Source organism: Acinetobacter sp. UBA3106 (assembly GCA_002365595.1).
In the GTDB taxonomy this organism is placed as follows: domain Bacteria; phylum Pseudomonadota; class Gammaproteobacteria; order Pseudomonadales; family Moraxellaceae; genus Acinetobacter.
In genome coordinates, this window is the sequence record DFAM01000018.1 from 64,441 (window position 1) to 91,132 (window position 26,692).

Consider the following 26,692-nt stretch of genomic DNA (forward strand, 5'->3'; position numbering starts at 1 on the left):
TTGAATAGAAGTCTTTGCCGTGAAATCACTTATTGTTCCATTTGCTACAGCGCCAAGACACGTTAAACAAAGCTTTCTCATGGCTTTAGATTTTGTGATCTTTCCAGTACTGATTTGGCTTTGTTATGCCATTCGGAAATTTGATTTAGGTACAGAAGTTGTTCCCAACTTGGCTTTTGGTACTTTATGGGTCAGTTTCTTGGCAGTTCTGGCTTTATCACTTTGTGGTGTTTACCGCTTTATTGTCCGTACCTTCAATGAAGCTTTTATTGTAAAGCTTGCCATGGCGACAGTGTTTACTGTTATGGGGCTATATGCAATGGCATATTTTACCCCTGCATTTATTCCTACATCTATTCCAATGATGTTTGGTTTTATGATGTTCGCTTGGATCTGGTTTAGCCGTGGGATTATTCGTGCCATTGTAAAATCTCATTTACAGTCAGATATTCCGCGTAAACGCGTGGCAATTTATGGAGCAGGCAATGCAGGGCAGCAGGTTGCAGCTACGCTTTATCGTTCTGATGAGCATTTTCCGGTATTTTTTATTGATGATGACATTTCTTTATCAGGTCAAATGATTGGGGGATTAAAAGTTTATCACCCTTCACATGCTTTAAATTTACTTGCTAAACAAAAGATTGATGAAATCTTGATTGCCTTGCCGTCAGTCAATCGTATCCGCAAAAGTGAAATTGTTAAGTTTCTAGAACCTGCGCATCTTAAAATTACTGAAATTCCAGGTCTGACCAAATTGGTTGATGGTGAAATCCGTATTTCAGATATTCAAGAAATTGACATTATTGATTTATTAGGCCGTGATCCCGTTCCCCCTATTCCGGAACTTTTAGCGAAAAATATTCAGAATAAAGTGGTTATGGTCACGGGTGCAGGCGGTTCGATTGGTTCAGAACTTTGCCGTCAAATTATTAAAAACCAACCTAAAAAATTAGTAATTTACGAGCTTACAGAATTTGCTCTATATAGTATCGATAAAGAACTCCATTTAAATACTGCAATTGAAATTGTTCCTATTCTTGGTACGGTGCTCGACCAGGCAAAATTAGAGCGTATTATTGAACAATATCAGGTTCAAACTATTTATCATGCAGCAGCTTATAAACATGTACCTTTAGTTGAGTGTAATCCACTTGCTGGATTAAAAAATAATGCCGTAGGTACTGCTTTTAGTTTAAATGCAGCTGTAAAGAAGGGCGTTGAAACCTTCGTTTTGATTTCGACTGACAAAGCTGTACGTCCAACCAATGTCATGGGTGCCTCAAAACGTATGGCAGAACTATATTGTCAAGCCATGGCAGAAGCACAGAACCAGACACAGGTCAGTATTGTTCGTTTTGGTAATGTACTGGGTTCATCAGGCTCAGTGGTACCATTGTTTAAACAGCAGATTGCCAAAGGTGGTCCAATTACTGTCACTCATCCAGATGTTACTCGTTATTTTATGACTATTCCAGAAGCTTCGCAGTTGGTGATTCAGGCAGGCGCATTGGGTAAAGGGGGTGATGTCTTCTTGCTGGATATGGGAGAGCCGGTTCGTATTCAAGATCTTGCACGGCAAATGATTTCTTTAAGTGGATTAACAGTCCGTGAGTCAGGTACACAAAATGGTGATATTGAAATTCAGTATGCTGGTTTGCGTCCTGGAGAAAAACTGTATGAAGAATTACTGATTGATCAGGAAGATACTGAAATTACACAACATAGCCGTATTTTAAGGTCTTTTGAAAAACATCATTCCTTGGATGAACTATTACCTATATTTGACCGTTTGAATAATTTAACTGCTATCCAAGAAGATGTAGATTGGGCATTACAGCATTTAGAACAGTATGTTGATGGCTATCAGCGTGGAAAAGAAATTAAAGTAAATTAAAATCAAGTTGTTGGATTGCATTACTGAGTTGACGGTTAAAACTGCTGCTAATTTACTAGGAATATAGCCGTATTTTGCAGCACGATTTTATATACGCTTCGTCAACTCAGTATGTGTAGGCTAATCAAAATAGTTCAAATTATTATAAATGGTCATCACGGAAAATGAGCTTACTTATATCAACTAAATTTACAAAGAGTTAGGCCTTGCTGCATTGTAGCAAATTGTACTAAAGCATTATTACATTCTTTGCTTCCCTCCTATAAAAAGTATTTATGAAACTATAATTAGAAAAATTCTATTATTAAAGAATGGTTACAGATAGACAGTGGGAGAGATAAATTAGTTTGAAGTTCTTAAGTGGAATCCTGAAGTCTTAACATGTAAATTGTGCTATCTTATTAAATACCCAGAAAAAATAATCGAATGGGTTGTGACGCTTTTTAAAAATGCTCAGAGTTAATTTGAGACAAATAAAGTCAATTTAAAACTTTAAGAGATAATAGGGATTTCTTAAAAAATGAAAAGGTTAGTTGATATTAGTATATCGCTTATTGCACTTATTATTCTTTCTCCTGTTTTTTTAATAGTTGCATATAAAGTTCGAAAAAATCTCGGCTCGCCTATCTTTTTTTTTCAAGAACGGCCTGGAAAGGATGGAAAATTATTTAAGATTATCAAGTTCCGTTCCATGAAAGATGCGGTAGATAAAGAGGGTAATCTGTTACCAGATGACCAAAGAATTACCCCATTTGGACATAAGTTAAGATGTTCGACTCTCGATGAAATGCCTCAACTTATCAATGTGATAAAAGGTGATATGTGTATAGTTGGACCAAGACCACAATTATGTGAGTTTATGGAACATTATACACCCCATCAAATGCGTCGTCATGAAGTTAAGCCGGGTATGACAGGATTGGCTCAAGTGAGTGGACGTAATAACCTGTCTTGGGAAGAAAAGTTTAACTTAGATGTAGAATATGTAGATACTCAATCAATTTTTTTAGATTTTAAAATTATGTTTAAAACATTACTTGTGATGCTAAAAAGAGAGGGAATCAATGCGCCAGATCAGGTTGTTGGAGCAAGCCGGTTTTCACGTTCAGAATCTACAGATACAAAATCTTCTTCAATTCGTTAATTTTTTATAAAAGTAGTTATATGATGATCAAAAAAGCCATTCTCCCAGTTGCTGGTCTGGGAACCCGTTTTTTACCTGCCAGTAAATCTATTCCTAAAGAAATGGTGACAGTGGTCGATCGTCCAGCTATTGAATATGTGATACGTGAGGCTGTCGCGGCAGGTATAGAGCAAATCATCCTGGTGACCCATTCATCCAAAGCGTCGATTGAAAATTATTTTGATCGTAACTTTGAACTGGAAACAACGCTTGAAAATAAAAAGAAATTTGACTTATTAAAAGAAATTACAGAAATCTTACCTCCCCATGTTAGCGTGGTAAGTGTTCGGCAGCCGCAACCCTTGGGCTTAGGTCATGCAGTACTTTGTGCCAAAGATGTTATTGGTCATGACGATTTTGCCGTTTTGCTTCCCGATGTATTGGTTAAAGATAAAGATCCGATTAATGACTTAAGTTTGATGATTCAACGTTTTAACGCATCTCAAACTTCACAAATCATGGTGGAAGCGGTGCCTGAGCATCTGGTCGATCAATATGGCATTGTCGATGTGGTTGCATCACCTGCAGAAGGCGAAAGTATAGTGATGCAAGGGATTGTAGAAAAGCCTGCAGTGGGTACGGCGCCATCCAATCTTTCTGTCGTGGGGCGCTATGTATTGCCGGCCAAGATTATGCAGCTTTTGGCAACAACACCTAAAGGTGCAGGGAATGAAATTCAGTTGACCGATGCAATTGCAGAATTACAAAAAACGGAAGTGGTTGAAGCCTATCGAATGAAAGGTCAAACCTTTGATTGTGGTAGCAAATTGGGTTATCTCAAAGCAGTGTTACATTATGGAGTAGATCATCCTAAATTGGGTGAAGATTTTAAAGCACTCATTCAGGAACTTAAATTATAAGGCGAGAAAATAATGAAAGTTGCAGTATTTGGACAAACCCTTTATTCAGGTGTCCTGTCAGCATTACTGGCCGAATGTGGCCATCAGGTATATTGGTGTGATTTTCTAAAAAACCGTACTTTAGAGCATGCTTATGCCCAAGATGATGCAGTCAAACAATTGCTGGATAAACAGGAAAAAATTGGCTTTTTAAAATACTGTCACCTAAATGATATTGCCTTGGATACAGATGCCTATTTCTTTAGTTTTAATCCGGCTGAAGAAAATTCAGGTATAGAAATATTAAAAGAAATCGGCCAGCGTCAGATTATTCATCCCAAACTGATGATTAATGCTTCTACGCTAGGCTTGCATGGGACTGACAAATTTCAGAAATATTTACCTGAAGATGATTGGGTTTATTTACCTGACATTATTCAGGAGGGCGATGCTTTAGCCAGCTTTACCCAAGCCAAGCAGCTGATAGTGGGTACTACCCAGGCAACGGTTCAGCTGAAAGTAAAAGAGTTATTGCGTCCTTTATTTCCACTTCAACACAATTATTTGTTTATGCCGATTTTGGATGCTGAATTTACCAAGCTCAGCATTTCAGGCATGTTAGCAACACGTATTAGCTATATCAATGACTTAGCCGTAGTTGCGGAAAAATTAGGAATTGACATAGAACAGGTGCGGCAGGGCATGGGAGCCGATAGCCGTATCGGATTGTCTTATTTAAAGCCCGGAGCAGGTTTTGGGGGAGAAAACTTCTCTCATGACATTCTCACCTTGGCCAACACGGTTTCCGGTACAGGGACTAAAAGCCAGCTATTGGCACAGGTTTGGGAGATCAATGAGCAACAAAAAGAGCTGCTGTTTAGAAAGCTGTGGAATTACTATCATGGCGATTTAAAAGGTAAAACAGTAGCAATTTGGGGTGCTTCTTTTAAGGAAAATACTGCGCGGATTCAACAATCACCGATTCATACCATGCTTAAAGCCTTATGGGCGCAAGGGGTAACAGTCAAATTGCATGATCCGCAGGCATTGGCAGAAATTGAAAAAGTCTATGGGCATCGTGAGGATTTGATTTATTGTACTGACCAATACGAGGCCGTTAATGGCGCACATGCCTTATGCCTGTTAACTGCTTGGAAACAATATTGGAGTCCCGATTACCCGAATTTATTAAAAATAATGCAGCATCCACTGATTTTAGATGGTCGAAATATTTATGATCCAGACTATGTCAAAGCACAGGGATTTGCCTATATGGGGGTAGGGCGTTAATGATGAACCAAGCACAACCTTATCAAGTAGAAGAAATTGATACAGTTTTGACCAAGCTGTTGAACTTAAAAAATAAATTTGAGAATCAGCATTTAACCGATTTTTTTGCAGAAGATCATGACCGTTTTCAAAAATTTTCTGTAAATTTAGAAACCATTGTCTTTGATTTTAGCAAGCACCGGGTCAATCAGACTGTACTTGACCATTTGGTGGATTGGGCCAACGCACAAGAGCTCAAGCCTTGGATTAAACGGCTGTTTTCTACTGAAGCTATTAACTATACCGAACAGCGTGCCGCGATGCATTGGGCCTTACGTTTGCCTGCACGGGATCAACAGCATGCTGAGGTTGCAGCGCAAGTACATGAGCAACTTCAGCGCATGTATGCCTTGGTGGAAAAAATCCATGCCGGTCAATTTCGTGGTGCTACCGGGGAAGTGATCCAGGATGTGGTCAATATTGGCGTTGGGGGATCAGATCTTGGGCCATTGATGGTCAGTCATGCCTTATCCGACTTTAAAAAACAGACCACCAAACCTTTAAATGTACATTTTGTATCGACCATGGATGGCAGTCAGCTTTCAGAATTGCTGCATCAGCTGCGTCCTGAGACTACTTTATTTATTATCTCATCCAAGTCTTTTGGTACCATTGATACCTTATCCAATGCGCAAACCGTGCGTTTATGGCTAGAAAAAGCATTAGGTCAGTATCCGCATATTCTCAAGCATCATTTTATTGGGGTATCGACCAAACCCGAGAAAATGACCGAATGGGGAATTGCATCTGAAAATCAATTATTGCTTTGGGATTGGGTCGGCGGGCGTTATTCGCTCTGGTCATGTATCGGCCTGCCCATAGCACTCAGTATTGGGGTTGAAGGCTTTAAGCAGCTGCTTGCAGGGGCTTATATCATGGATCAACATTTCCAGAATGCCCCTTTTACACAAAATATACCGGTGTTAATGGGCTTGCTGGGTGCCTGGAATAACAACTTTTTAGATATCCAGACCCATGCCATTTTGCCTTATGACGGTCGTTTAAAATACTTTGCTTCGTATTTACAACAATTGGAAATGGAATCGAATGGTAAATCGATTCAGCGCAACAATGAAAAAGTTCAACTTGATAGCTGTCCGATTGTGTGGGGAGAGGTTGGACCCAATGCCCAGCATGCTTTCTATCAGTTATTGCATCAAGGCACACAAGCCGTAAGCTGTGATTTTATTGCACCAGTGCAACGTTATAATGCCCAGCAATTTACTTATGTAGACAATGCAGATGCCTTGATTGAGCAGCATCATCTGGCTTTGTCAAACTGTCTGGCACAGTCACGGTTACTCGCTTTTGGCAATCAGGCATTGGATCAGACCGAACTCAAGGATCTACCTACCTATAAACAATATGCAGGCAATCAGCCTAGCACTACCATTTTATTAAAAGAGCTGACACCGTATAGTCTCGGCATGTTAATTGCCATATATGAACATAAAGTGTTTGTACAGTCTGTGCTATGGAATATCAATCCCTTTGACCAATGGGGTGTGGAAAAAGGCAAGGAAATTGCCAATCAGCTCCTCCCGATTTTAAGTGGCAATAGCCAGGATATTTCAAATTTAGATGCCTCGACTCAAGGCTTAATAGATATCTTATTAGGAAAAACCCATGGCTAAAATTTTAGTAACCGGTGGTGCAGGCTATATTGGCTCACATACTTGTGTGGAACTGCTAAATTCAGGACATGAAGTCATTGTTCTGGATAATCTGTGCAATAGTTCGGAAGAATCTTTAAATCGTGTGCAACAGATCAGCGGAAAATCCCTCACTTTTGTACAAGGTGATATTCGTGATGCACAGGTTTTGGATCGGGTTTTTCAGCAGCATCAGATTGACGCCGTGATTCATTTTGCCGGTTTAAAAGCGGTAGGCGAAAGCCAGCAAATTCCACTGGCTTATTTTGACAATAATATTTCCGGCTCTATTCAACTGGTACAGGCCATGCAGCGCGCAGGAGTATTTAATTTAGTCTTCAGTTCATCGGCCACAGTATATGATGAGGCGAATGTATCGCCTTTAAATGAAAGTATGCCGACTGGTATGCCGACGAATAACTATGGTTATACCAAACTGATTGTTGAACAGCTTCTACAAAAGTTGTCGATTGCAGATGAACGCTGGTCGATTGCATTACTGCGTTATTTCAACCCGGTCGGTGCACATAAGAGTGGTTGTATTGGAGAAGATCCGCAAGGTATTCCAAATAACCTGATGCCTTTTGTCACTCAAGTTGCAGTGGGTCGCCGGGAAAAACTGGCGATCTTCGGCAATGATTATAATACGGTCGATGGTACAGGTGTACGCGATTATATCCATGTGGTCGATTTGGCGAATGCGCATTTGTGTGCCTTGAATAACCGTCTTGTGGCAAAAGGTTGTCGTGCCTGGAATATTGGCACAGGTCAGGGTTCCTCTGTTTTAGAAGTGGTGAAAACTTTTGAACGGGTCAATCATGTGCCGGTTGCTTATAGCATTGAGCCACGCCGTGAAGGAGATGTGGCGATTTCATTTGCAGATAATAGCCGTGCTGTGGAAGAGTTAGGCTGGAAACCTCACTATACTCTGGAAGATATGCTGGCGGATAGTTGGAACTGGCAAAAGCAAAATCCGCAAGGATTTAAGTAACACGGAATAATGAATGGATAGGTGTATTTGATGATCTTAAAATTAATTTTAAGTGATTTATATCGATATACAGGCAATCAAAAACTAAGTTCCTTGGTTAAAAATTATTTTTTTAATCGAGGATTTAATTTTTCTGTCTGGCTCAGAATTGCCAGTTCTAAAACCTGGTTCGCAAAGATTGCCTATCCTATTTTTTATTATAAAAAGAAAAAGTATGGCATTGATATTCACGCCAATACAAAAATTGGGTTTGGCTTATATATCGGTCATGGCGGACCACTGGTGGTCAGCCCAACGGCAACAATAGGCAATAATGTAAATTTATCGCAATATAGCACGATCGGTGCAAATTTAGGTCCAGCAGCGATTATTGGCGATAATGTCTATATCGGGCCGAATGTGTGTATTATTGAAAATGTAAAAATTGGCAATAATGTAACCATCGGTGCGGGTAGTGTGGTGACCAAAGATATACCTGAAAATGCAACAGCTGCGGGTAATTATGCCAAGGTACTCAATTTTGATCAGCCAGGAAAATTTGTGAATAAAAGATACAAAATTTGAATGACTGATTTTAAAATTACCTCTGTCTAGCTAATATTAAAAAAGCTTTATGTATCTGATGAATAGAAGAGCAATTTTAGCTTTAAACATAAAGATTATTTGCTCATTTTTGGAAATAAAAAGAGCTCAATTTGAGCTCTTTTTATAAAAATGGCAATGTACAAGCATTTGCCCTTTTATTCTTAATTATTGCTTTGAATTAACTGAGTCAATTCATCTACATACTTTTGTATCGGTTTAGGATTTTTGTCCGCATGACTTTCAATATTCAAGCGCATTAACGGTTCGGTATTGGAAGCGCGTACGTTTAAACGCCAAACGTCAAAATCCAGGCTCACGCCGTCTGTTTGATCAATAACCGGATTTTGATCGGCAAAGTGATCAAAAATCTTTTGAATAGTTGTTTGGGTATTTGCCACTTTGAAGTTGATTTCGCCTGAACATGGGAATTTTGCGATCATTTCTTCTACAAGCGTAGAAAGCGGCTTCTTGGTTTCTGACAATACAGACACCGCCAACAGCCACGGGATCATGCCGCTATCGCAATAGGCAAAGTCACGGAAATAATGGTGTGCACTCATTTCTCCGCCATATACCGCATTATGCTCACGCATTTTTTCTTTAATGAAAGAATGACCTGATTTAGATTGGATCGCTTCACCTTGATATTGCTCAATAATGTCAAAGGTATTCCATACCAGACGAGGGTCATGGACAATTTTCTCACCCGATTGTTTCAGCAAGAAAGCTTGAGCCAATAGACCCACAATATAATAGCCCTCAATAAACTGGCCTTTTTCATCAAACAGGAAGCAACGGTCAAAATCACCATCCCAGGCAAGACCCATGTCAGCACCATGTTCAATAACTGCATTACGCGTGCTGTCACGATTTTCGACGAGCAGTGGGTTGGGAATACCGTTCGGGAACGTACCATCGGCTTCATGGTGAATTTTAATAAATTCTACCGGTACATTCAGAACTTTGAATTTTTCTTCAATTGCATCGATCACATGACCTGCTGCACCATTACCGGCATTCACTACCAATTTCATTGGTGTGATTTGTGATGGTTCGATGTAAGTCATGAGGTGATCTACAAATTCAGGCAAGATATTATATTTTTCGGTTGTGCCTTTTTGCTCAACGTCTTTAAAGACACCTGATTCTGCCAAAAGCTGAATCTCTTTTAGCCCTGTATCTGCACTAATGGGACGTGCATTTTCACGCACTAGTTTCATCCCGTTATAGTCCATCGGGTTGTGGCTGGCTGTGACTTCTATACCGCCTTGAACGTCCAGGTGGAATGCACCAAAATAAACTTCTTCTGTGCCGGTCATGCCAAGGTCAAGTACGTTAACACCGGCATCATTTAAACCACGAATAGTTGCTTGTTTTAGGCCTTCACTACTTAGACGAATATCACAACCTATGACTATAGTCTTGGGTTGATAGATTTGACCATACGCCCGACCAATTTTATAGGCGATATCTTCATTTAATTCTTCACCCAATTTTCCACGAATGTCATAAGCTTTAAAACAAGTAAGTGTCATGGTTTTTTACTCTTTCCTTTACAAGAAAAAGGCCGGTTGCCCAGCCTTATATCAAAATTTATTATTCAACCGTTACCGATTTTGCCAAGTTACGCGGCTGATCGACATCCGTTCCACGTAAGACTGCTACATGGTAAGACAGCAGTTGCACAGGAATACTGTAAACAATTGGAGCAAGGAGCGGGCTAATACCTGGGATATGAACTACATGTTGACGCTCTTTGCCTTTAATGCCGCTGTTTTCATCGGCAAAGACGAACAGCTCACCACCTCGAGCCTGAACTTCTTCCATATTGGATTTTAGCTTGTCCAGCATGTCATCTTGCGGAGCAAGAATTACCACTGGCATGTCATTGTCTACTAATGCTAATGGACCATGTTTCAGTTCACCTGCCGCATAACCTTCGGCATGAATATATGAAATTTCTTTCAGTTTCAATGCACCTTCAAGGGCAATTGGGAACTCGGTACCACGACCTAAAAACAGGCAGTGCTGCTTTTCTACAAACAATTCAGATAAACGTAAAATGTCTTTATCGTGTTGCAAAGTATCTAAAATGACTTTAGGGGTATGCCATAAATCAGTGGTAATGGCTGTGATTTGTTCAGCTGAAATGGTTTGCTTGACCTGACCAATTTTGAGTACTAACAGCATGAGGGCTGCAAGCTGAGTGGTAAATGCTTTGGTTGAAGCCACACCAATCTCAGGTCCTGCCAAAGTTAACAGGCTGTGATTCGTTTCACGCACCATTGAAGAAGTGGCCACATTACAAATAGTCATGGTTGTAATGTTTAAATTTTTTGCAACAGCACGCTTTTGTGTGTCACGCAGCGCAGCCAAGGTATCGGCGGTTTCACCAGATTGAGAAATACACACATACAGGGTGTTATTCACAATCACTGGCGTGCGGTAACGGAATTCGCTGGCAATTTCGACTTGGCAAGGCAGGTCAATCAGTTGCTCAAACCAGTATTTTGCAATCATGCCGGCATGGTAACTGGTCCCGCAGGCAATAATTTGCACTTGCTGAATATTTTCAAAATCCGCAACTGCATTCTTTAAGAAATCTTCGCGTAAATCATTTCCATTTAATGCTTGGGAAATAGTTTGTTGAATCGCTTCAGGTTGCTCATAAATTTCTTTCAGCATGTAGTGCTTATATTCACCTTTAGACGCATTGCTGACTGTTGCATCCAGTTCTTTGACTGGACGATTCACCAATTGCCCATCCACAAATACTTCAATGCTATTGCGTGTTAAACGTGCAATATCACCTTCTTCTAGGTAAATAAAACGGTTGGTAATTGGAAGCAGTGCCAATTGATCCGAACTGATAAAGTTCTCGCCAATACCTACGCCAATGACCAAAGGAGAACCTTCCCGCACAGTAATCAGTTCATCAGGATGATCTGTATGTACGATGCCCAGAGCATATGCACCTTTGAGCTGAGGAACAACCTGTTGAACCGCTTCTAGAAGGCTGGAAGTAGATTTCAATGCATCATTGACCAGATGCGCAACAACTTCGGTATCTGTTTGTGAAGTAAACACATAGCCTAGAGCTTCAAGATCATCTTTCAGCTCTTGGTAGTTTTCAATAATGCCGTTGTGAACTACAGCAACCGTACCTGAAATATGCGGATGGGCATTATTTTCAGTCGGTTTACCATGCGTTGCCCAGCGGGTATGCGCAATCCCCAGTGAACCTTCGATATTCGACTCATTCACTGCCTGTTCCAGATTGATCACTTTACCCACACGACGTTCGCGTAAGACATGACCGCCATTGATCAGCGCAACACCAGCTGAATCGTAGCCACGGTATTCAAGGCGCTTTAAGCCTTCAATTAAAATATTGGTAATATTACGTTCTGCAACGCCACCGACAATTCCGCACATAGTTATAATCCTCTTATTTTTTCAATTTTTGGGGGCGTTGATAGTTTTCTTTAGCCACTTGTTTTGAGCGCTCAAAGGCCAAACTATTTTCTGCTACATCGCGTGTGATGACTGAGCCAGCACCTACAGTTGCGCCATTGCCTATACTGACCGGAGCAACCAGTGAACTATTCGAGCCGATAAAGGCTGAGTCACCAATAATGGTTTTAAATTTATTCGCACCATCATAATTGCAGGTAATGGTACCGGCACCAATATTTGAACCTGCGCCAACTTCGGCATCACCTAAATAAGTAAAGTGATTGGCCTTAGAGCCGAGTCCAATAATAGAGTTTTTCACTTCAACAAAGTTGCCAATATGGACTTCATTGGCCAATTTCGCACCTGGACGTAAACGGGCAAATGGGCCAATTTGCGTATCTTCACCGACAATCGCATTATCGAAAATACTGTAAGGCTGAACCTTAGTACCTGCTGCAATTTTGGTATTCTTAATGACGCAACCTGCACCAATTTCGACATTATTGCCAAGTTCACAATTGCCTTCAATGATCACGTTAATGTCAATACGGACATCTTGACCAACCACCAAGTTACCACGTAAGTCGAAACGGCTTGGATCAATTAAATGTACGCCTTGCTGCATCAGTTTTTTGGCCTGATAGGCCTGGAATTCACGTTCTAAAGCAGCAAGCTGAACACGGTCATTTACACCTTCAACTTCAAAGGCACGTTCCGGTTCAACAGAAGCCACTTCCAGACCATCTGCAATGGCCATTGCTACGATGTCAGTCAGGTAGTATTCGCCTTGGGCATTATTGTTGCTCAAACGTGGCAACCATTGATGCAGTTTGGCATTGCTGACACAGTAAATACCGGTATTGATTTCCTGAATTTGACGCTGTGTATCGTTGGCATCTTTATGCTCAACAATGGCTTGAATTTTATTGTTTTCGCGCACAATACGGCCATAACCAGTCGCATCGGCTAAGGTTAAGGTCACCAGACCAATTCCTGTTTCACGTGAAACAGCGAGCAGCTTTTCTAAGGTTTCTTGGCTAATACAAGGCACATCACCCGAAAGGATCAGTGAAACGCCATCGCTAGGAAGCACAGGTAATGTTACTTTTACTGCGTGTCCAGTTCCAAGCTGTTCAGCCTGTTCAACCCATTGCACATTTTCTTGTGCAAAGGCTTGCTGAACTAAATCACCGCCATGCCCAAAAATGGTAATGATGTTTTGTGCATTTAATTTTTTTGCTGTTTCAATGACATGACCGAGTAGGGGACGTCCTGCGAGCGGCTGCAATACCTTGGGTAAGCTCGAACGCATTCGAGTTCCTTTACCTGCAGCAAGAATAATCACAGAAGTTGACATAATACACCTTAAAAACTTAGCTTAAGCCATTGAAATGTTGAGGTACACGAGAATACAGATTGCGGCCCAAATGCCGGCAATAATATCGTCAAACATAATGCCGAAACCGCCACCGACTTGACGGTCGATAACACGAATAGGCCAGGGTTTCCAGACATCGAATAAGCGAAACAGGGCAAATCCAACCAGCACCCAAAGCCAGCTCATTTGTGCGAAGTAAATCAGCGGCAGAAAGGTAATCGATTGTCCTGCAAATTCGTCCCAAACAATACGGCCATCGTCATGTACACCCATGACTTTAGCGGTTTGTCCACAAATATAAATGCCTATAAGTGACATTAAAACCATGGCAATAATAGAGTTGGTAAAGCCAATTGCAAGCCAGGCAGGAATAAACAGTAATGCAAAGGCTGAACCAAAAGTGCCTGGTGCTTTGGGTAACAATCCAGAACCAAATCCGACACCGCAAAAAACGATAAAGCGGTTGTACCAGGACATGTCTTTAAGGTGAATCGCAGGTTTATGCAAAGTGTTGATATCCATAAAAATGTAGCGAATGATCTACGCCATTCTGCACAAAAGTTAATTCAGGTTGCTGAGCAATTTGCCCAATCTTACTAATGTTGACATCTAATTGTTGTAGCAAAAGCTTTTCATAATTTTGCGGGCTTATTGTAAAGCATAACTCATAGTCATCGCCACCCGCGAGAGCATATTGCCATTGCTGTTCTTGTTGTAATTTTTTTAAAGCAGCATCAATTGGTAGCTGGTCTAAATCCAAAATTGCACCGACATGTGATGCTTTAAGAATATGCCCTAGGTCTTGGGCTAAACCATCAGACACATCAATCATGCTGGATGCCAAGCCTTTTAACTTTTGACCAAGCTGGCAACGTGGCGTTGGATAATCCAGACGCTTTTGTAGCAGATGACCTAAATTGTGCAAAGCAAATGCCGCATCACCGACTGTGCCAGAGACGCAGACATAATCGCCGACTTGTGCGCCTGAACGTGTAACGGCTTTGCCCGTTTCAACCCAGCCAAGCGCTGTGACAGAAATGGTCAGATGAGGACTTTGCGTGGTGTCCCCACCAATTAAACTCACACCAAATTGATCGCAACAATCATATAAACCCTGACTAAAGCCTTTAAGCCAGTCATGATCAATTTGGGGTAAGCTCAATGCGAGTAGAATACTGTGCGGTTTTGCACCCATTGCAGCAATATCAGATAAATTGACAGCCACAGATTTCCAGCCGATGGCATGTGGATCGGTTTCTAAAGGAAAATGGCGTCCAGCAACCAGTGTATCGGCACAGATGACCAGTTGTTGCTGTGGAGGAGGGGTGAGCAAGGCTGAGTCGTCACCGACACCTAAATCGACAGACGCAGAAGTCTGACGATTGAAATAGGTGTCAATAATCGAAAACTCAGCCATACAACAAATCTACTGAAAAATTAGTCGGCTTGTTGCTTTTCTGCTGCACGTAAGCTGGTTGCTAAACGGTCCAATACACCGTTGATGTATTTATGGCTGTCTGCACCGCCAAAATGTTTAGCAAGCTCAATCGATTCATCTAGAACCACGCGATATGGAATTTCAAGATGTTCTTTCAATTCATACGCACCAAGACGAAGCGTTGCGAGTTCAACGCCATCAAGCGCATCAATTTCGCGATCAAGCACAGGGATTAAGAGCGCATCCAATGCTTCATGATTGGCAACCACTTGAGTCAACAATTCATGATAATAGCCGAGATCCACTTTGTGCATGGCATTTTCCACACGTGTACGTGCTTCAATCTCATGTACCGGATTGTGGCTCATCTGCCATTCATAAATTCCTTGTACAGCAAAGCGACGTGCTTTACGTTTTGCTGCATAAGTTGCTTGAAGTGTTTGCGACATAGCGTTAAATAGCCTTTAACAAGTTAACCATTTCAATTGCAGTAAGGGCAGCTTCACCACCTTTATTACCTGCTTTTGTACCCGAGCGTTCAATCGCTTGTTCAATACTATCCGTAGTCAATACACCATTAATTACTGGTAAGCCAGTGTCCAGACCAACCACGCCTAAACCTTTGGCACATTCACCAGCAACAAAATCGAAGTGAGGCGTGCTACCACGAATCACGGCGCCAAGTGCAATAATTGCATCAAAACCATTTGAAGCTGCCAATTTTTTAGCAACCACAGGAAGTTCCCAGGCGCCAGGTGCGTGAACAACAGTGATATTATCCTCTGATACACCATGACGTTTCAATGTATCAATTGCACCTTCTAATAGATGTTCGACAACAAAACTATTAAAACGACCCACTAAAATCGCGTAACGGCCTTCGCTCGCGAGATGTAACATACCTTCAATACGGCGAACTGCCATAGCAACCTCGATTATTTCTCTGTTGTTTGATGTGCGGTGATGTATTCCACCACTTCTAAATTAAAACCTGATAATGCATTAAAACGTAATGGCGAGCTGAGTAATTTCATTTTCTCAACCCCTAAATCACGTAAAATCTGTGCACCTACACCAATGGTCTGATACTGCTGAGACAGCGCAGCACTTGATTTGGTTGGTTTTGGTGTAGTTAAACTTTCCAGCGCAGGGCCAAGATCCTGTAAATGACGTTGACCAATCCAGACCAGTACACCACGATCACTGTTGGCAATCTCTTTCAATGCACGGTCTAAGTTCCATGCAGGCTCGCCATCTTGCTTATTCAGTTTAAGCAAGTCACGTGCCGGATTAAAGCCATGAACGCGAACGGTGGTTACGCCGTCTTTCGGTTGACCTTTCACTAAAGCTAAATGAATGTCTGGATTGCCAATTTCGCGGTAACGATATAAATCAAATGTACCGTATTCAGTATTTAGAGTTTGTTGATCAATACGTTCAACCGTTTGTTCATTGGTCATGCGGTAGTGGATCAGATCCGCAATGGTACCGATTTTTAAACCATGTTTTTCGGCGAAAACTTCAAGATCAGGACGGCGCGCCATGGTGCCATCTTCATTAATAATTTCACAGATCACCGATGCTGGTTCAAGACCAGCCAAACGTGAAAGGTCACAACCTGCTTCAGTATGACCGGCACGGTGCAATACGCCACCTGGCTGTGCCATCAGCGGGAAAATATGACCCGGTTGCACAATGTCTGCAGGTTTGGCATGCGCTGCCACGGCTGTTTGAATCGTATGGGCACGTTCAGCAGGTGAAATTCCGGTAGAAATTCCTTTCGCAGCTTCAATCGAAAGCGTGAAGTTAGTACCGTGCTGGGCGCCGTTGGCATCCACCATCAAGGGTAAATTGAGTTGCTGGCAACGCTCTTTACTTAAAGTCAGGCAGACCAAACCACGTGCATGGGTGATCATAAAGTTGATGTCTTCTGGACGCACGTGTGTCGCAGCAATAACTAAATCACCTTCATTTTCACGATCTTCATCATCCATCAGGATGACCATTTTTCCTGCACGGATATCTGCTACGAGCTCTTCAACGGTATTGAGCGGCATCTACCTTCACCTTCTTTTTGTCTCAAATGACATTTTGCTTGCATTGATTGTTGCATAGTCTACCGTTTTTTTACGATGTTTGCCTATGCTTATTGGTTTCCATTCCCGGTTCATTGTTATACACAGTGCCTGAACACTTGAAAAGAGGACTTTATTTTAAAAAGCAGTGATTATGCTGAATCTTTAAGCAGTTGAAATACATAAATAATGACAAGCTTATGCAAAATGATGCTGATTTACAGGCTGGCAAACGCGACTGGTATAAAAAAAGCCCCCATCTTTCGATGAGGGCTTTTTTGAATCTGGAGCGGGAAAGGAGACTCGAACTCCCGACCCCAACCTTGGCAAGGTTATGCTCTACCAACTGAGCTATTCCCGCGGAGTCTATAAAGTTTTTTAAATGAAAAAACTAAATGAAAAAATTTTGAGCGGGAAAGGAGACTCGAACTCCCGACCCCAACCTTGGCAAGGTTATGCTCTACCAACTGAGCTATTCCCGCATGCCGTGTATAATACAGTATGCAAAAATAGGGTCAATAACTTTGTGAAAAAACTTGTATCAATTGCATAAAATAAAACCATTTTGTTCAAGTATGCTGCTTTTATAAACAATATTGAGATTTAAAAAGAAGTTTTTATTTTGAAATAGATCAATGATGGGTTGGGCAGGCACAACGATTGAAGCGGAACACGGTATACTGAAGCCAGAAAAGTAGTTATTTGAATTTGGAGTATCTTCATGAATTTAGAACAACAGTTGATTCAACGCCTGCAAGAGTTATCACCCGTTCATTTGGAAGTAGTGAATGAGTCTTCGGGTCATGGGGGCTATTTCCCGGGCAAAGAATCGCATTTTAAAGTAATTGTAGTGAGCGACATTTTTCAAGGCTTGCGTTTAGTGCAGCGTCATCAAAAAATTTATGCAGCAGCCGGGGATTTGCTTGCGCCCAGCCGTATTCATGCACTGGCTATTCATGCTTTTGAGCCATCGGAATGGCAAGGACAAGCCACGCCAAGCCCTGAATGTGCCCATGCACCAAAAGCTGAATAATAAGGAATCTTAGACAATGGATATGCAGCTGACAGTCAAAATTGTGCATATGATTGCTGTGACCCTGTTGATTGGGGCCATCATCGCACGCGGTTTGACTTTATTTGTTGGGGTGAAAGACAATCAGCCGAATCCGGCTATGCGGACACTTTTGGTCGCATGGCAGCATCTTGCGATGACCATCATTATTCTGACCGGATTGACCTCATTGGTGATCAAGAATTTTGAAGTCCAAACGTGGTTTTATGCCAAGATCATTCTGTTTCTGGTGTTATTTTCTTCCTTGATCAAGGCCTATAAAAAAGATGACCGTATTTTATTGGTCCAACGTCGCGCGGGTTTAATGATTGCAGTTGTTGCTTTGATTGCCATTATTGGGTTGGTAATGATTAAGCCGAATTTTGGCTAATTGTTAGACATGATTGTTCTAGACATCAGGCGTGTAGGGTAAACTGCAATATATAAATAACTATAAATGATAGGGGATTTTAATGCTGATACGTGTGATTTTTAATCAAAAAGGTGGGGTAGGCAAGTCCAGTATTGCAGTTAATTTGGCTGCGATTAGCGCACATCAAGGTTTGAAAACCTTGCTGATTGATCTCGATCCGCAAGCCAATTCCAGTCAATATCTTCTGGGAGATGATGCGACCTATACGGCGGATAAACCTGCGCTGGAACCCAATATTGAAAACTATTTTGAAGAAGTGCTGGGTGCAACCCAAAGTAAAGGACTGTTAGGCAATGCCATTGGTTCGATTTTAAAGAACCGGGATAAAGGTTTGGAGCGCTATGTACATCAATCTCCTTTTAAAAATCTGGATGTGATTCCTGCAAGTCCGACGTTGGGTGCACTGGCACATGCTTTAGAGTCAAAACACAAGATTTATAAATTACGTGATGCCTTGCAACAACTGGAAGGGCGGTATGATCGGGTGTATATCGATACACCACCAGCTTTTAACTTCTTTACCTTAGCGGCGCTGATTGCAGCCAGTCGCGTGCTGATTCCTTTTGATTGTGACGTATTTTCAAAGCGTGCATTACAGACCCTGATTGAAAATGTCATTGAAACCCAAGATGATCATAATGATCGTCTGGAAATTGAAGGGATTGTGGTCAATCAGTTTCAGGCACAGGCCAAATTACCGCGCGAAGTGGTACAACAGCTAAAAGATGAAAGCTTGCCTGTGTTGGACAGTATGTTGCCGCCGTCAATTTTAATGAAGGAATCGCATCTTAAGAATCAGCCCCTCATTCATTTGGCAACGGATCATAAATTGACGCAAGCCTATCAATCGTTGTTCAATGAAATTGAGCATATATAAGTATCGAGATTTCTCATGAAAACGATTTATCTAAGCCTCCTTCTGGGAAGTACGTTTTTATTGGCTGCATGTGCCACTACGGTGAAACCGAGTTATGTTTCTCCAACCCAATATCAAGCGCTCAATTGTCAGCAACTGCAAAGTGAATATAACCGTATTCAGCAATATATCGATAATGGTGTGCAGGCACCAAAACGCACTGGCGTCGGTGTGGGTGTTGGTGTTGGCGGTGGTTGGGGCAGTCATGGTGGTTGGGGAATTGGTCCGAGTGTTTCTGTGAATATGGGACAATCTGCAAATACCAAAAAAACTGAATTATCACGTCTATTGGGTGAACAGGAAGCTGTAGTTCAGGCGGCACAATTTAAGAGTTGCCCAATTATTGTTCGTAATAAAGTTCAATAATTCATCAATTTATCACCCGGTTATTGCTCTAAAATTAATAGCCGGGTGATAAAATCTTAGCAAAATGTTTCAAGATAAATAATTTTAATATCAATTAGTTATTGTTTTTTGATGTGATCTTTAAACGCATCAGGTGATGCTTTTTATCAATGTAATACTTGTTACTTTTCATCAGTTTCATATAAGGTGTGCCCCTGTTTAATGGTGATGTCAGGTATGTATGATTGAGAGTTGGCTTTTTGTATTGGCAGTGATTGCGGTGCTGATGATTCCGGGTCCAACCAATGCATTAATTGCAAGCTCGGCACATCAACAAGGCATTGCCAAAACTAGCCTGTTTATTCCGGCAAAATTGCTTGGCTATTTTTACACGATTAATTTATGGGCATTGCTGATTCATTTATGCAGTCCGGTTTGGCCGAATTTTATTCATATCCTGCATGTTTGCAGCGCTATTTATGTCGGCTGGCTGGCCTTCAATTTATGGAAAACTTCCGATTTAGAAAAGCATAATCAACATCATCGTTCGATCCGACCGCGGCAACTGTTCTTTTCTACTTTTAAAAATCCTAAAGCCTTATTATTTGCTGCGGGTATTTTACCGATTGAAACCTGGAGTAATCCCGCCAATTTTGTTTTGGTCTTTGCGCTGTTCAGTCTGGTGCTGTTGCCTGCGGTGGTGTTCTGGATGTTTTTTGGGCGGGCAATTTTGTCGGGTCAGTCCAGACAAATAAAAGCCGATCTCTTATATAAAGGATCGGCCATGTTGCTGATTATGTGTATGTTGCCTGTGGTGGTGCGATTTTTTTAATTTGTATTCGTTCTAAAGCCCAGTTGTTTAAGGGGTCTTTTTCAACTTTTGCCGAATAAAACCAATAATGCCCGGCAAGACACTGATAATAATGATACCAAAAATCAAATGGGTAAAATTGTCTTTAACAATCGGCATATTGCCAAATAAATAGCCCAAAGTAATAAATGAACCAACCCAGCATATTGCGCCAATCAGGTTATAGCTCAAAAAGAATTTGTAATTCATACTGCCGGCACCCGCTACAAAGGGAGCAAAGGTACGCGCAAAAGGCACAAAGCGCGCAAAAATAATGGTTTTACCACCATGTTTTTCAAAGAACTTTTGCGTATACATTAAATGCTGTTTATTAATAAAACGTGATTCGATTTCAAATACACGCGGTCCAATGAATTTACCAATATGATAATTCAGGGTGTCACCCAGTACGGCCGCAGTAAATAGCAAGATGACCAGTACATAAGGATTCATTGCACCTGTGGATGCTGCTAAGGCCCCAGCTGCAAACAGCAAACTGTCCCCCGGCAGAAATGGCATCACCACCAAACCGGTTTCGACAAAAATAATTAAAAACAGAATGGCATAAATCCATACGCCGTAATTGGTGATAAATTCGAGCAGATGGGCATCAACATGTAAGATAAAATCAAGCAGTTCCATGGCGCTACAGACAGCAAAAATGTGCTGAAATCCTAGCAGTCCGGGGCATGAAAGTCAGTACCAAAAAGAAAATTAATTGCGTTTTCATCCTTCTCTTTTTCCGCAATGATTTATCTTACAAATTATTTTTTGCTCCTGATAAAACAGACTTAGGATGAACAGGTCATTAAAATAAAAAATAACAGGTGACCTCATGTTTAATCCGAATGCTTTTATAAAAAATCTGGCGCAAGGTGCGCAGACCGTGCTTTTATTGCGCTGGTTGCGCGTGTATTGATGGCCTATATTTTTCTGATGTCTGGCTGGATGAAGATCAATGCCTATGCTGCAACTGCCGGATATATGGAATCGATGGGTGTCCCCGGAATGCTGTTACCTTTAACCATTTTGGTTGATTTTGGTGGTGGTTTGGCTTTGTTGTTCGGTTTTCAGGCGCGTTTGGCCGCATTTGGTCTAGCCGGATTTAGTTTAATCACTGCTTTGCTGTTCCATGGTGGGGCTGAAGATGCGATTAACTTTATGAAAAACATGGCCATGACCGGCGGACTATTGTTTATGATGTTGCATGGTGCAGGAAAATTCAGTGTAGATAACATGCTTGAGAAATCCTCAGTGTAATTGAGCAAATAGCAGGATCATCTCAGCGCCGTTATTTCATTTTTGTAATGATATAAAGGCTGCGTATAAATTGCCCGAACTTTGTTTTAATAAAGCTTGATGAAGCGATCCTGGTAGAGTCAATGATGAAGCAAATATTCTCTTTATCTCTAGTTCAATCGAGATTGACGTGGATGATGATTTTTGCAAACCGATGGGCTTAAAAGCCGGGGATCAGGTAAAAGTGATGGGTGAGGTCGATGCCCAGCGTGGTAAATCAAGCAACATCGATGTCGTTAAAATCGAAAAAATGGCAAATCGAAATGATAAATGAATGTGGTACAACTAGGAGTGAGCATCAAACTGATTGTCCTCAATTTACCTATATACAGGTAGTTAAAATAAAAAAATGGCAACATAAACAAAGCATCCGACAAGGTATTTTGTTATGCCAGAAATATAATGCAATCAACGAATTGAAAGCCTTGTGCGAATAGTGTGCTTAATGCGCCGAAAAATGATAGAATGCAGCGCTTATTTCGTTTGCTTTGCATAGTTGTTTGTCATGACTACCAATACTCAAATCACTGAAGACCGCATCCTGATCTTGGATTTCGGTTCTCAATACAGTCAGCTTATTGCACGTCGTGTACGTGAAGCTGGTGTATATTCTGAAATGTATGCCTATGACATGTCTGAAGAAGACATTCGCGCATTTAAACCAAACGGTATCATCTTGTCGGGTGGTCCGGAAAGTGTTCATGAAGAAGGTAGTCCACGCGCACCTGAAGTTGTATTCAACTTGGGCGTACCTGTACTGGGTATTTGCTACGGCTTGCAAACCATGTCAGAACAGCTTGGCGGTAAAGTAGAGCCAGGTACCGTGCATGAATTTGGTTATGCTGCAGTAGATGTTTTAGTGCGTGACCAGCTTCTTGGTGATTTAAACGATGGTGAAAACAAACTGAATGTTTGGATGAGCCATGGCGATAAAGTAAGCGCAATTCCAGAAGGTTTCCAGGTTACTGCAAGTACGCCAAGCTGTCCATTTGCAGCGGTAAGCGATGAAAAACGTCGTTTTTACGGTGTACAGTTCCATCCTGAAGTAACCCATACTGCAAAAGGTGCCGAGTTATTATCTAACTTTGTACACGGTATTTGTGGTTGCCGTAATCTTTGGAACTCTGAAAATATTATCGACCTACGTGTTGAACAGTTACGTGAACAAATTGGCGACCAGAAAGTTCTTTTAGGTCTTTCAGGTGGTGTCGATTCATCTGTAGTCGCTGCTTTGCTGCATAAAGCAATTGGCGACCAGTTGACTTGCGTATTCGTTGACAACGGCTTGCTACGTTTAAACGAAGGCGAGCAAGTGATGAACATGTTTGCAAAAAACATGGGTATTCGCGTGATTCGTGCCGATGCTGAAGATCGTTTCTTATCTGCACTTGCAGGTGAAGTTGACCCTGAGAAAAAACGTAAAATCATTGGTCGTGAATTCATTGAAGTATTTGCTGAAGAAGCACGTAAGCTTGATGGCGTAAACTTCCTTGCTCAAGGAACAATTTACCCGGACGTGATTGAATCCGCTGCGACCAAAAATGGTAAAGCACATGTGATTAAATCACATCACAACGTGGGTGGTTTACCGGAAGATTTAGCCTTTGAACTGGTTGAACCAATCCGTGACTTGTTTAAAGATGAAGTACGCCGTTTAGGTACCACTTTAGGTTTGCCACACGAGATGCTTTATCGTCATCCATTCCCGGGTCCAGGTTTGGGCGTGCGTATTTTGGGTGAAGTGAAAAAAGAATATGCTGACATCCTTCGTTTAGCTGATGACATTTTCATGCAGGAACTTCGTGCCAGCGGTTGGTATGACAAAACTGCTCAAGCCTTCGCTGTATTTCAGCCAGTTAAATCTGTGGGTGTAGTGGGTGATGGCCGTCGTTATGCATGGGTGATTGCACTTCGTGCAGTTGAAACCGTTGACTTCATGACAGCACGTTTTGCGCATCTTCCATATGAATTAGTAGACAAGATTTCGACTCGTATCATGAACGAAATTAAAGATGTTTCACGTGTAGTTTATGACGTGTCATCTAAGCCACCAGCGACAATTGAATGGGAATAACTTTCAGCATAGCTGAAAGTCTTGCGAGGTTCACCTCTCAGGGTTTCACGAAGCACTGCTTCGTGCCAGTTTTACGCCAAGCGCTGTGCGCGCGGCAGTGAGGGATTTCACAAAGTGAAACTTTTTGCCAGTTTTATGTCAAGCGCTGTGCGTGCGGCAGTTTAGTGAAAACTAAACCTCTCAATTAAAAAGGACGCTTCGGTGTCCTTTTTTATTTTTATAAATTAATTTTTTAAAGCATAGAAATAAACATTTTGAATGATTGAATTTGGCTTGGGTGTTCAAGTGGAGCGTAGTTTTCATATTTATAAAATCGACCAAGACCGTTTCGATGAAGATAATTTTTAATTATTGATGTGTATAAATCGCCACCTGATTGCGTCCATTTTTTTTGGCTTCATAGAGTGCAATATCGGCATTTTTGATCAGCAGGTTTAAATCATTTTGATTAGGCTGCAGTTGAGATACCCCAATCGATACACTGAAATTAAAGAAGAACTTATCTTTAATACAAATTTGATGTTTTTCAATTTTTCGGCACAAACGGTTGGCAATGCTAATTGCATCTTCTAAGGTGGTATTCGGCAGTAAAGCAATAAATTCCTCTCCGCCAAAACGGGCCAACACATCAGTATAGCGCATCTCCCGACGGGCAATATCCGCCAGTACCCGCAGCACTTCATCACCGACATCATGTCCATAGGTATCATTAATATTCTTAAAAAAGTCGATATCAAACATCAATAAGCAGGTCAAATTATATTTTGACCATTGCTGGATGCTATGTTCGGCAAGCTGCATAAATTGCCGACGGTTATTGAGCTGGGTCAATTCATCGGTATGTGCCAGTTTGCTTAAGGTGTAATAATTCCAGTCATTCAGTAAAACCCGCAAAAAATTGCGTTTTGAATTTATAGTGTTATTCCAGCTGATATACATACTGAGTAATAAGACCGGTGTGTAAATGAGTGAAAATAAGATCAGTTCCTGAACACTGGCTAACCTGAGTATGCCGTTAAAAATCACCACGCTAATCAGCAAAGAAGTAAAAAGTGAATTGCGAAAAACCACCTGTACGCATAAATTACCCAATAAAATAAAAATGATACTGGCGTATAGGTAAGTGTCCACGAGGGGACTTTGCGACAAGTACAACAGCTCAAGCCATATTGCTGCTGCCGCTGCAACATAGATCGGCAGCAGGCTATCCAGAATTTTAATACTCTTGCAGTAGCGGAAAGCCAGCCAGTTGATCAATAGGGTAAAGACCACAAAACTTAGCCGTGCAATACCGGAAAGCATGCCAATATCGGGTAATAAAATCAGATCGACGAAAAAATAGCTTAAAAAAGTCAGTTGCCCAATAAAATTGACGCATTTTAAAAATTGGCGTTGATGGGTATTTTGATAGTCCAGATAGTATTGTTGAAATTGCTCCGGGATACGGGTGATGGGATGTTCTAATTGTTGTTTGATTAAATTTTTATTGTCGAGCGTACACAACTGCTTGGGTAAAATAGCAGCTCCGATATTTGAATATGAATCTTCATTGTCCCGAATATAATTATGTTCTTGAGCATCGGGGTAATGTGAGTCTTCCTGCTGTCCTTGGGACATGATTATCTTCATTTATGGCAGATTGGTCAGGGACAAATATTATGCTGAGGAAAAATATCTGTATACAGGATACCCAGCAAGTAGCAGGCATAATTGTGACAAAAAATTTTTTTCCTATAAAATTCATATGAATAGGTTATAAATAGTCAAAGACTTACAGCCTCTAGACCTTGTTTTATGAGGAAAAATTTCAAAAATAACATTGTCCTATATCCAGTATTCAGCGTATTAACTTAACTATAGGCTGGAGCATAAAGAGTCTATATGATTGATAACAATAGATAGGATCTACAAGAACAGACGCGTTCATGAAATGCAGGATAGTCATATGACCAATAGCAACTATACAGAGCTTTCCAATTCGGACGATTGTGAAAAATACGTAAATCAGTTTATCCAGGAATTTCCTTTGCGTAGTGCTGAAATTGGACAGGGCACCGTGATCAAGCGTGCCTTGCCAAGTCGGCATAAGCGTTTAATTGGGGCGTGGTGCTTTCTGGATCATGCCGGTCCCGTGGTTTTTCCTCAAGGCGATGGTCTGGATGTTGGTCCGCATCCGCATATTGGTTTGCAGACTTTTACCTGGATGATTGAAGGCACCATGATGCATACCGACAGTCTGGGGACAAAGCAACTGATTCGTCCCAAACAGGTCAATTTAATGACTGCAGGTTATGGGATTTCACATACTGAGGTGGCACCGGAAAGTGAAACCCATATGCATGCTGCCCAGCTCTGGATTGCTTTGCCGGATGACAAGATCAATATGGCGCCGCGCTTCGATCATTATCCGGAACTTCCTGTAGTGGAAAGAGATCAGGTTGAATTCACCGTATTGGTAGGGGAATTCTTACAGACCCAGTCACCGGTTGCGGTGCATAGCGAATTGCTGGGTGTGGATTTAACTGCACTGGAATCCACCACCACTCGAATTCAATTGAATCCAAAATTTGAATATGGTTTTATGGCACTCGAGGGTGTTGCTGAAGTCAATGGACATGAACTGACGGAAGACAACATGGTGGTGCTGGAGCTAGGCATGACTGAAATTGACATCCGCTTGCATAAAGGCAGCCGCGTTTTATTGTTGGGTGGGGAACCCTTCGAGTCACCAATATTACTGTGGTGGAACTTTGTCGGGCGGACTCAGGAAGAACTTTGCCAAGCCCGTGACCACTGGATTAATCAGGACCAGCGTTTTGGTACCATTCCTGACTATCCTGGCCCCCGTCTGGAAGCACCCGCATTCCCCGATAAAATGCGTGCTTCAAAATAACGATAAAATTC

At 41.5% G+C, this 26,692-nt stretch carries 25 protein-coding genes, 2 tRNA genes and 2 pseudogenes; 17 read left to right on the forward strand and 12 right to left on the reverse strand.

Going from position 1 to position 26,692, the window contains the following annotated elements:
- Positions 1-19: 19 nt before the first annotated feature.
- The 7 genes from B4C48_RS10965 (at position 20) to B4C48_RS10995 (ending at position 8,452) form a co-directional block, all read left to right on the forward strand.
- Complete coding sequence (locus B4C48_RS10965; RefSeq protein WP_291356417.1) at positions 20-1,894, forward strand: polysaccharide biosynthesis protein; 1,875 nt, start codon at positions 20-22, stop codon at positions 1,892-1,894.
- A 520-nt stretch (positions 1,895-2,414) separates the two neighbouring features.
- A complete protein-coding gene (locus B4C48_RS10970) occupies positions 2,415-3,038 on the forward strand; it encodes a sugar transferase (protein ID WP_291356419.1) in 624 nt (207 codons plus the stop codon).
- A gap of 23 nt (positions 3,039-3,061) precedes the next feature.
- Entirely contained in the window at positions 3,062-3,937 is an 876-nt protein-coding gene (galU, locus tag B4C48_RS10975) for a UTP--glucose-1-phosphate uridylyltransferase GalU (RefSeq protein ID WP_291356564.1), read from the forward strand.
- Positions 3,938-3,949: 12 nt separating this feature from the next.
- Positions 3,950-5,206 (forward strand): nucleotide sugar dehydrogenase, encoded by a 1,257-nt coding sequence (locus B4C48_RS10980; protein ID WP_291356421.1) that lies wholly within the window; start codon positions 3,950-3,952, stop codon positions 5,204-5,206.
- Positions 5,206-6,879: a glucose-6-phosphate isomerase gene (gene pgi, locus B4C48_RS10985; RefSeq protein ID WP_414631507.1), complete on the forward strand. Its 1,674-nt coding sequence runs from the start codon at positions 5,206-5,208 to the stop codon at positions 6,877-6,879. The genes B4C48_RS10980 and pgi overlap by 1 nt, the downstream gene beginning before the upstream one ends.
- Positions 6,872-7,888, forward strand: coding sequence for a UDP-glucose 4-epimerase GalE (gene galE / locus B4C48_RS10990; RefSeq protein ID WP_291356424.1), 1,017 nt, complete (start codon positions 6,872-6,874; stop codon positions 7,886-7,888). Before pgi ends, galE begins: the two co-directional genes overlap by 8 nt.
- Positions 7,889-7,918: 30 nt before the next feature.
- Complete coding sequence (locus tag B4C48_RS10995; protein WP_291356426.1) at positions 7,919-8,452, forward strand: serine O-acetyltransferase; 534 nt, start codon at positions 7,919-7,921, stop codon at positions 8,450-8,452.
- A 182-nt stretch (positions 8,453-8,634) separates the two neighbouring features.
- On the opposite strand, the gene B4C48_RS11000 is transcribed toward B4C48_RS10995, so the two are convergent.
- From B4C48_RS11000 to B4C48_RS11045, 10 genes are all read right to left on the reverse strand, one after another.
- Entirely contained in the window at positions 8,635-10,008 is a 1,374-nt protein-coding gene (locus B4C48_RS11000; protein ID WP_291356428.1) for a phosphomannomutase CpsG, read from the reverse strand.
- Positions 10,009-10,069: 61 nt separating this feature from the next.
- The gene (glmS, locus tag B4C48_RS11005) at positions 10,070-11,908 is read right to left on the reverse strand and encodes a glutamine--fructose-6-phosphate transaminase (isomerizing) (protein ID WP_291356430.1); all 1,839 of its coding nucleotides are present in this window, start codon (positions 11,906-11,908) and stop codon (positions 10,070-10,072) included.
- 13 nt (positions 11,909-11,921) lie between these two features.
- The gene (gene glmU / locus B4C48_RS11010) at positions 11,922-13,286 is read right to left on the reverse strand and encodes a bifunctional UDP-N-acetylglucosamine diphosphorylase/glucosamine-1-phosphate N-acetyltransferase GlmU (RefSeq protein WP_291356432.1); all 1,365 of its coding nucleotides are present in this window, start codon (positions 13,284-13,286) and stop codon (positions 11,922-11,924) included.
- Positions 13,287-13,307: 21 nt separating this feature from the next.
- A complete protein-coding gene (locus B4C48_RS11015; protein ID WP_291356434.1) occupies positions 13,308-13,829 on the reverse strand; it encodes a phosphatidylglycerophosphatase A family protein in 522 nt (173 codons plus the stop codon).
- On the reverse strand, positions 13,807-14,724 hold the full coding sequence (thiL, locus tag B4C48_RS11020) for a thiamine-phosphate kinase (RefSeq protein ID WP_291356436.1): 918 nt from the start codon (positions 14,722-14,724) through the stop codon (positions 13,807-13,809). The genes B4C48_RS11015 and thiL overlap by 23 nt, the downstream gene beginning before the upstream one ends.
- A 20-nt stretch (positions 14,725-14,744) precedes the next feature.
- Entirely contained in the window at positions 14,745-15,194 is a 450-nt protein-coding gene (nusB, locus tag B4C48_RS11025) for a transcription antitermination factor NusB (RefSeq protein ID WP_291356438.1), read from the reverse strand.
- A 4-nt stretch (positions 15,195-15,198) separates the two neighbouring features.
- On the reverse strand, positions 15,199-15,669 hold the full coding sequence (gene ribE / locus B4C48_RS11030; RefSeq protein WP_174560379.1) for a 6,7-dimethyl-8-ribityllumazine synthase: 471 nt from the start codon (positions 15,667-15,669) through the stop codon (positions 15,199-15,201).
- A gap of 11 nt (positions 15,670-15,680) precedes the next feature.
- Positions 15,681-16,802: a bifunctional 3,4-dihydroxy-2-butanone-4-phosphate synthase/GTP cyclohydrolase II gene (gene ribBA, locus B4C48_RS11035; protein ID WP_291356442.1), complete on the reverse strand. Its 1,122-nt coding sequence runs from the start codon at positions 16,800-16,802 to the stop codon at positions 15,681-15,683.
- Between the two features lie 303 nt (positions 16,803-17,105).
- Positions 17,106-17,181: transfer RNA gene (locus B4C48_RS11040), tRNA-Gly, on the reverse strand.
- A 48-nt stretch (positions 17,182-17,229) separates the two neighbouring features.
- Positions 17,230-17,302 (reverse strand) — tRNA-Gly (locus B4C48_RS11045).
- A 239-nt stretch (positions 17,303-17,541) separates the two neighbouring features.
- On the opposite strand from B4C48_RS11045, the gene B4C48_RS11050 reads away from it, so the two are divergent.
- The 5 genes from B4C48_RS11050 to B4C48_RS11070 all read left to right on the forward strand — a co-directional run bounded on the left by B4C48_RS11050 (position 17,542) and on the right by B4C48_RS11070 (position 20,397).
- Complete coding sequence (locus tag B4C48_RS11050) at positions 17,542-17,853, forward strand: BolA family protein (RefSeq protein WP_291356444.1); 312 nt, start codon at positions 17,542-17,544, stop codon at positions 17,851-17,853.
- Between the two features lie 16 nt (positions 17,854-17,869).
- Positions 17,870-18,262 (forward strand): SirB2 family protein, encoded by a 393-nt coding sequence (locus tag B4C48_RS11055; protein WP_291356446.1) that lies wholly within the window; start codon positions 17,870-17,872, stop codon positions 18,260-18,262.
- Positions 18,263-18,344: 82 nt separating this feature from the next.
- A complete protein-coding gene (locus tag B4C48_RS11060) occupies positions 18,345-19,181 on the forward strand; it encodes a ParA family protein (protein WP_291356448.1) in 837 nt (278 codons plus the stop codon).
- 15 nt (positions 19,182-19,196) lie between these two features.
- Positions 19,197-19,586, forward strand: coding sequence for a hypothetical protein (locus B4C48_RS11065; protein ID WP_291356450.1), 390 nt, complete (start codon positions 19,197-19,199; stop codon positions 19,584-19,586).
- Positions 19,587-19,806: 220 nt separating this feature from the next.
- The gene (locus B4C48_RS11070; RefSeq protein WP_291356452.1) at positions 19,807-20,397 is read left to right on the forward strand and encodes a LysE family translocator; all 591 of its coding nucleotides are present in this window, start codon (positions 19,807-19,809) and stop codon (positions 20,395-20,397) included.
- Positions 20,398-20,424: 27 nt separating this feature from the next.
- Here B4C48_RS11070 and B4C48_RS11075 read toward each other — a convergent pair whose 3' ends face one another.
- Positions 20,425-21,057, reverse strand: a complete 633-nt coding sequence (locus tag B4C48_RS11075; protein WP_291356454.1) for a DedA family protein — start codon at positions 21,055-21,057, stop codon at positions 20,425-20,427.
- 193 nt (positions 21,058-21,250) lie between these two features.
- Between B4C48_RS11075 and B4C48_RS11080 the strand changes: the two are divergent.
- The 4 genes and pseudogenes from B4C48_RS11080 to B4C48_RS11095 all read left to right on the forward strand — a co-directional run.
- Positions 21,251-21,675: pseudogene (locus B4C48_RS11080) on the forward strand (DoxX family protein).
- Positions 21,676-21,844: 169 nt separating this feature from the next.
- A complete protein-coding gene (locus B4C48_RS11085; protein WP_291356456.1) occupies positions 21,845-21,988 on the forward strand; it encodes a hypothetical protein in 144 nt (47 codons plus the stop codon).
- A 231-nt stretch (positions 21,989-22,219) separates the two neighbouring features.
- Positions 22,220-23,788: a glutamine-hydrolyzing GMP synthase gene (gene guaA, locus B4C48_RS11090; RefSeq protein ID WP_291356458.1), complete on the forward strand. Its 1,569-nt coding sequence runs from the start codon at positions 22,220-22,222 to the stop codon at positions 23,786-23,788.
- Between the two features lie 258 nt (positions 23,789-24,046).
- A pseudogene (locus tag B4C48_RS11095) lies at positions 24,047-24,136 on the forward strand (restriction endonuclease); the annotation flags it as partial.
- Here B4C48_RS11095 and B4C48_RS11100 read toward each other — a convergent pair.
- Entirely contained in the window at positions 24,137-25,405 is a 1,269-nt protein-coding gene (locus B4C48_RS11100; RefSeq protein WP_291356460.1) for a GGDEF domain-containing protein, read from the reverse strand.
- Between the two features lie 328 nt (positions 25,406-25,733).
- Here B4C48_RS11100 and B4C48_RS11105 point away from each other — a divergent pair, with 328 nt between their 5' ends.
- Positions 25,734-26,681 carry a pirin family protein gene (locus B4C48_RS11105; RefSeq protein ID WP_291356462.1) on the forward strand — a complete coding sequence of 316 codons (948 nt, stop codon included), beginning with the start codon at positions 25,734-25,736 and terminating at the stop codon, positions 26,679-26,681.
- The last annotated feature ends 11 nt before the right edge of the window (positions 26,682-26,692 follow it).